Origin of the sequence: Synechococcus sp. Tobar12-5m-g, from assembly GCF_024345415.1 — a bacterium.
Lineage (GTDB): Bacteria > Cyanobacteriota > Cyanobacteriia > PCC-6307 > Cyanobiaceae > Regnicoccus.
This window is the reverse complement of sequence record NZ_JAGQBB010000015.1, coordinates 63,515-72,010: the sequence shown is the minus strand read 5'-3', so window position 1 is coordinate 72,010 and position 8,496 is coordinate 63,515. Positions and strand designations below refer to the sequence as shown.

Below are 8,496 nucleotides of genomic sequence, written 5' to 3'. Positions count from 1 at the left end.
ATCTGTTGGCTCGTCAGTGGTGCCGGCATCACCAGGGCCATGCGCATCGGCCCCAGGGTCAGCAGCCCCGCTCCCAACCGGCCAACGAGCTTGTCGCCAACCGGTCAACCTGATTGTCGCCGGACAATGGTTGATTGATCTCGTTTCCAGTTGGTTAAATTGTTGGCTCCCTGCGAGACCAGGAGTGGCCAGCCAGTAACTTCATCTCCAGGTAGACGACCGGAACAACAAACAGGGTCAACACTGTCGCGACAAGCTGCCCGAAGAACAGCACCGTGCTGATGCTTGTCATGCTGGCTCTCCCAGCAGCCCCAGTGCCTCCTGCAAGGAGTAGCGGGACAATGCTGGCCAATGACGCAAAGGCTGTCAGCAGGATTGGCCGCAGGCGAGTCACGGCGGCAGTCTCCACCGCATCCCGTAACCCCTCGCCTTCCTTGAGGCGCTGATTGGCGAATTCCACGATCAGAATCCCGTTCTTGGCAGCCAGGCTGACCAGCACCAGCATTCCCATCTGGGCATAGATGTCGAGAAAGAGGCCTCGGCCTGCCAGCCCCAGAAGCGCCCCAAGCAGCGCGAGGGGCACTGTGATCAGAATGATCAACGGGTCCTGAAAGCTTTCGTAGAGGGCGGCCAGTACCAGGTACATCACTGCAACCCCGAAACCAAACAACAGCCAGGCCCGTCCACCGGCTTGCCGTTCTTCCCGAGCCAGGCCCACCCACTCCAGATCTGTGACCGCATTGACCTGACGGCTGTGAACCCCTTCCAGCAGTGCGATCGCCTGGCCAGTGCTCACGTCGGCTTTCGGGATGGCCTGCACTGTGATCGCGCGCGACAGCCGGCTTCGGTTGATTGTGTTCGGTCCGCTGGCCTGCTCCAGTTGCACCAGCTCCCTCAGCGGGATCAGCGTTCCCTTGTTGCTGTGGACTTTGAGAGCCAGCACGTCATCCGCCGTGCGGCGGCTGGCCCCCTCCAACTGAACCACCACACGACGGACCCGGTCGCCTTCGAAGCTGTCGTTCACGTAGCGACTGCCCACACTGGCCCCCAGGGTGGAGACCACCGTGTCGAGGTCCACGCCGAGCGAGGCCATCCGCATCCGGTCGGGACGCAGGCGCAGCAGGGGGGCATCGGCACTGAAGCGGGTGCTCACCCTCTCGAACTGGTTCGTGGCGTTGGCGTCCGCGATGAAGTCGCGCACTTCCCGTTCGAACGCCGCCAGGCTCAGTCGTCCATCGCTGCCATCAAGGATCTCCAGTTCCAGTCCCCCTTCGCCGCTGAACCCCCGCACGGCCGGTGGAACGCTGACCTGCACTGCCGCTTCAGGGATGCGCTCCCGCATCACCCGACTCAGTCGTCGCGCCACGGCCTCGTTGCTTCGATCGCTGCCGGCTCCCCGCTCGCTGAGGGGCTTGAGCCGCAGAAAAAACGTCCCCCGGTTGGAGGCGCTGTCTCCAAAGGAGCGCCCGGCATTGAAGGTTCCGACGCGGATGTTGGGCTCCTGCTCAACGATGCGTCGGACCTTCTCCAGCACCCGTTCGGTTTTCTGGAGCGAGGCGCCGCCGGGCAGGACGACCACCCCGCGCACCTGGCCGTCGTCCTCCTGGGGGATGAAGGCGGTGGGTAGACCTCCGAGCCCCCAGGCCGTCAGCAGCAGGCCCGCCAGCAGGCCCAGCATGATCAGCCTGCGCCAGCGGAAGCTATGGGCCAGGGACTTTGCGTAGCTGCGACTCAGGGCTTCGAGCCAGCGCTGCGGCCGAGCCAGCAGCTGCCGCAACCAGCGGGGATCACGCCAGCCATGGGCGAGCAACCAACTGGCTGCCACCGGGGTGAACGTCAGTGCATTGATGGTCGAGAAGAGGATCGTGGCGCTGATGGTCGCGGCAATCGGCCTGTACAAGCGGCCGACACTGCCGGGCATGGCCAGGACCGGCAGAAAGACCACCACCAGTACCAGCGATGTGGCGATCAAGGCTCCGCCCAGCTCGCCCATCGCCTGCTGGGCGGCAAGCAGGGGCGGTTCACCTTCCTCCAGTCGCCGTCCGATGTCCTCACTCACCACGATCGCGTCGTCCACCAGGATCCCCGTGGCCAGGACCATCCCGAACAGCGTGAGGGTGTTGATCGAGCTGTCGGTGAGCCGCAGCACGGAGAGGCTGCCGATCAGCGAGACCGGCACTGCCACGGCGGTAACGACGGCCAGCCGCGTGTTTCCCAGGGACACCAGCAGCACGACCAGAACAAGCAGCACCGCCTCCCTCAGGCTTGACCAAGTAAGCGCGATGCTCTCCCGCACACTGTCCGCGACGTCGACGATCTGCTGGAAGGCCACTCCTGGGGGAAAGCGGGGTTCAAGTTCAGCCATCGCGGCGTTCACCGCCCGGCTGACCTCCAAGGCGTTGCTTCCGTCCCGTTGGAAAATCTGCACGATCACCGCCGGATTGCCGGCAAGGTTGCGGGCGCTGTTGTCAAAGCTTTCCAGATCGAAACTGACCCGTCCCAGGTCCCGAAGCAGCACGACCCCGCCGTTCGGGGTCTGGCTCACCACCAGCTCCTCCAACGCGTCGACGCTGCGGAGGCGCCCCTCCATTTCCAGTGGCAGCGTCGTCTCTTGTCCGGCAGGGCTCGGTGCGTCGCCGACCTGACCAAGGGCAGCGAGAACGTTCTGCTTGGCCAGCGCTTCCTCCACATCGGTGATGGTGAGTCCGCGCTTCTCCAGCGCCGCTGGATCCAGCCACAGGCGGAAGGCCAGTGGACCGCCCCCGGAAATGGTGACGTTGCCGACACCGGGCACCCGTTGCAGGCGATCTTTCAATTGCTGATCGACCCAGCCGTTGAGGAAGGCCGGGGCGTACATGTTTTCTGGGTTGTTGAAGCTGAGCACCATCAACAGATCGTCGGAGCTGCGACGCACCTGCACACCCAGCCGTGCCACCTGGGGGGGCAGCTGCCGATTCACCAGGACGGCTTCGTTCTGGGCGTTGATCTGGTTGAGTTCCGGATCACCACCTTCGAAGGTGAGCGTGATCGAACTTCCGTTGGCGGAACTCGTGGATCGGATGCTCTCCAGCCTTTCCAGGCCGTTGAGCTGGCGCTCCAACGGTGTCGTCACGCCTTGCTCGACCACCACCGCACCCGCGCCCGGATAGTTGGCGCGCACATTGACGCGGATTGGGGCGATTGGTGGAAGGTTTTCAACCTGCAGACCGGGCAGGCTGACAAGGCCAGCCATCACGATCAGGAGGCTGATCACCAGGGTGAGAACAGGGCGCTTGAGGAATGGATCGGATACGGACATCGCCTCCATTCCCCTGCTTTGCTGGCCAAACCCCATCAATCTTTACAGAGACCGACCTGTCGAGGGCTTGTCGATCCCATCGCGACCCTGGCCAGGCAATGAAAAAGCCCCGCACTGGCGGGGCTTTGAGATGCAGCAGATCAACGGGGATACCGTTGGTGTCTGGGTCAGGCCTGGCGAAACAGAAGGAACGGGCTTATCCGGTACGGCCTGATCCATCACATCAGCCCATGCCCCCGAGGCCGCCGGTGAGTTTGACCAGGGGGGAGCCCATCACACTGCCGGCGAGGAACCAGGCGAAGGCGGCACCACCGCAGCCACCAAGCCAGAAGCCACTGGCGAACTCGGCCCAACCGGCCTTGGTGAACAGGTCGGCCGGGGGGTTGTCGATGGTGGCGTCGGGGGGTTGCACGCTGGGTCCGGTTCCAGCTGTGCCGTAGATCGACAGGCAGATCGTGAGGATCGAGACCAGGCCGATCGCAGCGAGAAGACCGGAGGTGCTGGCGTACTCGGTGAGGCGAAGGGGGCCGGTCATGGCAAACGGGCCGTAGAGGAGGAAGCCATGGGCCATGCCGACCTCAAGGCCCCGGCGGTTGGGCGAGAGGGAGGGCCGGTAGGCCGGCAGGGCGTTCAGAAAGGCCTTGCTGAAGTAGCTGCTGTTGACAGGGGTGGCCAGATTGCCGACGGTGGGATCGGCGACGGGTTGCACGGTCATGGAGAAGAACGGGAGAAGGAACGAACGCAGCGAGGCCTTTGGGGTGGAACGATCCGCACAGGATCGCTGATCTCAGTCGCGGGCTTCGATCACGTTGAACAACAGGGCCATGGCCACGGCGGGGCCAAGAATTCCAACAAAGGGAACAAGGATGGACGGCAGCCAGGCGGCGGCGAATTCTCCAGTCATGGTGAGGACCAATACAGCTACCGCCGGTACTGTATCCATCACTTCTGGCTCTGCCCGGCCGCCCCCCCAGGTGGCGACATAAAAGTTCAATCCGGATCCAGGCAGGCCGTCTCCGGAGCCGCTCAGCCGGCCTGACTGCCCCGTAACGTGGCTCGCACCCTGTAGATCGGCCGCCCCTGGCTTTCGTGGTATGTGCGCATCTGGAGTTCGGCGAGCAGGCCGAAGCAGAAGAGCTGGATCCCGGCCACGATCGCGAGCACGCCCACGGAGAGCAGCGGGCGATTGCCGATGTCGGCGTTGAAGAAGAGTTTCTCGCTGAGCAGGCTGAGGCCGATCACCAGACCCAGCGCTAGGGAGGCGAGGCCGCCGAAGCCGAAGACATGCATCGGCCGGGTCAGGAACCGCTTCATGAACCAGACCGTGAGCAGGTCCATCAGCACCCGGAAGGTCCGGTCGATTCCGTACTTGCTGCTGCCGAAGCGGCGGGGGTGGTGGTTCACCTTCACCTCGCTGATCCGGGCCCCTTCGATGAAGGCCAGGGCCGGCAGAAAGCGGTGCAGTTCGCCATAGAGATTGAGATCGGCCACCACCTCGCGGCGGTAGGCCTTGAGCGAGCAGCCGTAGTCGTGGAGCTTGACGCCGGTGACCCGGGCGATCAGGAGATTGGCGATTTTCGAGGGCAGCAGCCGCTGCAGCGCCGCATCCTGGCGCTGGTGCCGCCAGCCGCTGACCAGGTCGAAACCTTGCTCGAGCCGTTCCAGCAGCAGGGGGATGTCGGTGGGATCGTTCTGCAGATCGCCGTCGAGGGTGATCAGAACCGCGCCGCTGCTGGCAGCGAAACCGGCCGCCATTGCGGCCGTCTGCCCGTAGTTGCGGCGCAGCAGCACCGCCACAAGCTCAGGGGTCCGGCTGGCCAGGTGCTCCAGGATGGTGTCGGTGCCATCGCTGGAGCCGTCGTCGACGAGCACCAGCTCGAAGCGGCGCCCCATCGGCCGAAGAACGGCCATGACCTGATCCACCAGCAGCGGCACGTTGTCGTGCTCGTTGAACAGGGGGATGACCACCGAGAGCTCGCATCCGCTCGGATCGCCCATGGTGGCGGTTGGGGGTACGTAGGCCTGCAACTTACGGGGTTGTGCTCATGGCAGGGTCGTGCCGTCGTGGCAGCGCACCACCCGCCCGGCTCCACGCAGCTCCCCTCTGTAGTGGCGGCTGACAGGATCGTGGTCGTGGGGGGCGAGCTGGTTGATGCCCAGCCCATCGCGGCCATGCTCCCGCCCGGAGCTGTGCAGGTACCGACCGGCACCGAGGTAGAGGCCGACGTGGGTGCAGCGCTGCGGGCGGCCGAAGAAGATCAGATCACCTGGCCGCACCAGGCCGAAGTGTCCTGGCCGGACGGCCACCGCCTGGCAGAAGCGCTCCTGCTGGTAGGCATCCCGCGGGATCCAGATCCCCGCCCTGGCGTAGGCGGTCTGGACAAAACCGGAGCAGTCGAAGTTGGGGCCGGTGGTCCCGCCCCAGAGGTAGTGGTTGGGCTGGCTGGCGGCCTGGTGCCCGTAAGCCAGAACGACGGGGATGGCTGCCGTGATAGCGGCTTCATCGAGCAGGCGCGGCAGGGGCTGGGGTGCCGCCACGGCTCTGCCCAGCAGGTCGTTGGGCTCCAGCCAGCAGGGGTAGCCGTCTTCGAGCAGCCGCACCCGCAGCCGCCCACCCCGGCCCGGGGCCGGACCGAGCACCACCAGGTGGCGCCCTGCGGCGGCCTGGGTGGCGAGGTCCTGTCCCCGTGCTCGGCTATAGCCGTCGAGCCGATCCAACAGCCGCCAGCAACCTCCCCTCACCAGAAGTTCAGGCGCCGCCGGTGTGCCCGGCGCCCGTTGGGCTTCCGCTCGGTCGCCCTGGGGCTGGGTGCCTACTCTCTGCATTGCTGCGGCCACGCGTGATGGCGTTTTACCGCCCGGATGGGGTGATGGGCGCAATCCTGGAGGATCGGATTCGGTCTCTGGAGAGGGAGGGGCGCCCCGGGCTCAGCGGCCAGATCTCGGTGTGCTGGCTGCGCTACGACCGCTCCTTGATCGGCCGGGCCGACGCCTTGTCTGATCCGGCTGCATTCTGGGCCGAGCCGATGGCCGGGGCGGGCTGGCGCGGGGATCAACCCGCCTATCCGGCCAGTGTGGTGAAGCTGTTCCTGCTGGCAGGGGTGGAGGCCTGGCTGCAGCGTTGCCTGCTTGAGGACAGCGCCGAGCTGCGGCGGGCCATGGCCGACATGATCCGTGATTCCAGCAACGATGCCACCTCCCTGCTGGTGGACATGTTGAGTGGCACCACCAGTGGCCCGGATCTGCCCGAGGCACAGCTGCGGGCCTGGATTGCCCAGCGCCAGCTGCTGAACCAATGGTTGGCCGGCCTGGGCTGGCCAGAGCTGAAGGGGTGCAATGTCTGCCAGAAAACCTGGGGAGATGGGCCCTACGGCCGCGAGCGGCAGTTCTACGGACCTGCCCTGGAGAACCGCAACCGGCTCAGCGCCGAGGCCACGGCCCGGCTGCTGCACGCGATCGTGGCCGGCAGCTGCATATCGCCCCCGGCCTGCAGCCGCATGAGGCAGTTGCTGCGGCGATCGCTGGAACGGGCCGATCGATCGGCCGATCCGGAGAACCAGGTGGATGGCTTTCTTGGCGAAGGACTGCCGGAGGGGGCGCGGCTGTGGAGCAAGGCGGGCTGGATGAGCCAGGCTCGCCACGACGCCGCCTATGTGGAGATTGATGGCTATCTGCCCTTCCTTCTCGTGGTGTTCAGCGAAGGGCGGGAGCGGGCCGGCGACGGCAAGCTTCTGCCTGCGCTTGCCAGGGATCTGAGCGAAGCGTGCCGCAGGGAGGCTTCGCTGGATGGCTGAACTTCAGGAGCCCATCCAACCGGCTGGTCAGAACTGGAACGGAGAGGGAGGGATTCGAACCCTCGACAGAAGTTACCTCCTGTAACTCCTTAGCAGGGAGCCGCTTTCAACCACTCAGCCACCTCTCCAGAGGCCCCAAGAGCTTATCAGCGTTCCAGCCGGCCCTCCCCGGCCTGCAGCCTCGGCAAGCGGTGCTTGAAACCGCAGAGAATCTCCCAGGAGATCGTGCCGCAGGCCTCGGCCCATTGCTCCGGTCCGATTCCCTGCTGGCCATCGTGGCCCAGCAGGGTCACCACCGATCCCACCGTCAGCTGGGGGCAATCGGTGGCATCGATCATCAGTTGGTCCATGGTGATGGCCCCCACCTGGGCCAGGCGCGCGCCGGCGAAGAGCACGGAGATCTGGTTGGACAGTCGCCGCGGCACGCCATCGGCGTAGCCGATCGCCACCACGGCCAATCGGCTCGGCCGGTGCGTTCGGAAGCGGTGCCCGTAACTCACTCCCACCCCGGCGGGCACCTCACGAATCAGGGTGACCCGGGCTCGAACCGCCATGGCTGGCTCCAGTGCCAGGCTGCCGCCGAGGTGGGGGGCGGGGGAATGGCCGTAGAGGGCGAGTCCCACCCGCACCAGGTCGTAGTGAAGGGAGCGGCTGCGAAGGGTGCCCGCAGAGTTGGCCAGGTGGCGGCGGCCGGTGCTCAGATCCCCCTCGGCCATGGCCTGGAGAGCACGGTCGAAGCGCCGCTGTTGCTCCGCGGTCAGCCCGCCGTCGCTGTCGTCAGGGGCATCGGCATCGGCCAGGTGGGAGTAGACCCCGGCGACCTGGACCGCTTCGAGCTGATTCAGCACCTTAAGCAGCTGGGGCCCCTCGGCCCAGGCGACGCCCAGGCGGGCCATCCCGGTATCCAGCTTGAGATGCACGGCCATGGTTCGGCCGCTGCCGGTGGCCAGGTTCTGGCACAGCAGGGCCTCCTGCCGGCTGCTGATCGTCGGCATCAACCCCCAGTGAAGGCAGCTGCCCAGGTCTTCCGGCTCGATCAGGTTGCCCATCACCAACACGGGGGCCTCGATTCCCGCCTCGCGCAGCTCCACCCCTTCATGCAAGGTGGCAACACCAAGGGAGCTGGCACCGCCAGCCAAGGCGGCACGCGCCACCGGCAGGGCCCCATGGCCGTAGCCATCAGCCTTGACCACGGCCATCAGGTCGCAGCCAGGCACCAGGAAGCCCTGGAGGCGCCTGGCATTGCGGCTGATCGCAGCCTCGTCGACCTCCACCCAGGCCCGTTGACGGGGATGGAGTCCCCAGCTGGGACTGGACGCTTCGGGCGCGGCGGCGGTCAAGGGGGAATCCGGCATCAAGCCGTGGTCGGGCACCCTGCCCGCGCGGGTGGAAGGCTCAGACCGT

The 8,496-nt window shown here is 66.1% G+C and carries 7 protein-coding genes and 1 tRNA gene; 1 reads left to right on the top strand and 7 read right to left on the bottom strand.

What is annotated here, in order from left to right; all coding sequences use genetic code 11:
* Positions 1-154 precede the first annotated feature (154 nt).
* The 5 genes from KBY66_RS10590 to KBY66_RS10570 all read right to left on the bottom strand — a co-directional run bounded on the left by KBY66_RS10590 (position 155) and on the right by KBY66_RS10570 (position 6,124).
* A complete protein-coding gene (locus KBY66_RS10590; protein ID WP_255089392.1) occupies positions 155-3,298 on the bottom strand; it encodes an efflux RND transporter permease subunit in 3,144 nt (1,047 codons plus the stop codon).
* Positions 3,299-3,521: 223 nt separating this feature from the next.
* On the bottom strand, positions 3,522-4,013 hold the full coding sequence (locus tag KBY66_RS10585) for a photosystem I reaction center subunit XI (RefSeq protein WP_255089391.1): 492 nt from the start codon (positions 4,011-4,013) through the stop codon (positions 3,522-3,524).
* Positions 4,014-4,085: 72 nt separating this feature from the next.
* Complete coding sequence (locus tag KBY66_RS10580) at positions 4,086-4,202, bottom strand: photosystem I reaction center subunit VIII (RefSeq protein WP_255089390.1); 117 nt, start codon at positions 4,200-4,202, stop codon at positions 4,086-4,088.
* 122 nt (positions 4,203-4,324) lie between these two features.
* The gene (locus KBY66_RS10575; RefSeq protein ID WP_255089388.1) at positions 4,325-5,296 is read right to left on the bottom strand and encodes a glycosyltransferase family 2 protein; all 972 of its coding nucleotides are present in this window, start codon (positions 5,294-5,296) and stop codon (positions 4,325-4,327) included.
* A gap of 45 nt (positions 5,297-5,341) precedes the next feature.
* Complete coding sequence (locus KBY66_RS10570; protein WP_255089387.1) at positions 5,342-6,124, bottom strand: C40 family peptidase; 783 nt, start codon at positions 6,122-6,124, stop codon at positions 5,342-5,344.
* 17 nt (positions 6,125-6,141) lie between these two features.
* Between KBY66_RS10570 and KBY66_RS10565 the strand changes: the two genes are divergently transcribed.
* On the top strand, positions 6,142-7,092 hold the full coding sequence (locus tag KBY66_RS10565) for a serine hydrolase (protein WP_255089383.1): 951 nt from the start codon (positions 6,142-6,144) through the stop codon (positions 7,090-7,092).
* A 39-nt stretch (positions 7,093-7,131) separates the two neighbouring features.
* Here KBY66_RS10565 and KBY66_RS10560 read toward each other — a convergent pair.
* Both KBY66_RS10560 and alr read right to left on the bottom strand, forming a co-directional pair.
* A tRNA-Ser gene (locus KBY66_RS10560) sits at positions 7,132-7,220 on the bottom strand.
* An 18-nt stretch (positions 7,221-7,238) separates the two neighbouring features.
* Positions 7,239-8,447, bottom strand: a complete 1,209-nt coding sequence (gene alr / locus KBY66_RS10555; RefSeq protein ID WP_255120109.1) for an alanine racemase — start codon at positions 8,445-8,447, stop codon at positions 7,239-7,241.
* Positions 8,448-8,496: the final 49 nt, after the last annotated feature.

What these genes read in the sequence shown, in the direction of transcription:
- KBY66_RS10590 (WP_255089392.1), bottom strand. Translation starts at nt 3,298, where the DNA reads ATGTCCGTATCCGATCCATTCCTCAAGCGCCCTGTTCTCACCCTGGTG.
- KBY66_RS10585 (WP_255089391.1), bottom strand. Translation starts at nt 4,013, where the DNA reads ATGACCGTGCAACCCGTCGCCGATCCCACCGTCGGCAATCTGGCCACC.
- KBY66_RS10580 (WP_255089390.1), bottom strand. Translation starts at nt 4,202, where the DNA reads ATGACTGGAGAATTCGCCGCCGCCTGGCTGCCGTCCATCCTTGTTCCC.
- KBY66_RS10575 (WP_255089388.1), bottom strand. Translation starts at nt 5,296, where the DNA reads ATGGGCGATCCGAGCGGATGCGAGCTCTCGGTGGTCATCCCCCTGTTC.
- KBY66_RS10570 (WP_255089387.1), bottom strand. Translation starts at nt 6,124, where the DNA reads ATGCAGAGAGTAGGCACCCAGCCCCAGGGCGACCGAGCGGAAGCCCAA.
- KBY66_RS10565 (WP_255089383.1), top strand. Translation starts at nt 6,142, where the DNA reads ATGGCGTTTTACCGCCCGGATGGGGTGATGGGCGCAATCCTGGAGGAT.
- alr (WP_255120109.1), bottom strand. Translation starts at nt 8,447, where the DNA reads ATGCCGGATTCCCCCTTGACCGCCGCCGCGCCCGAAGCGTCCAGTCCC.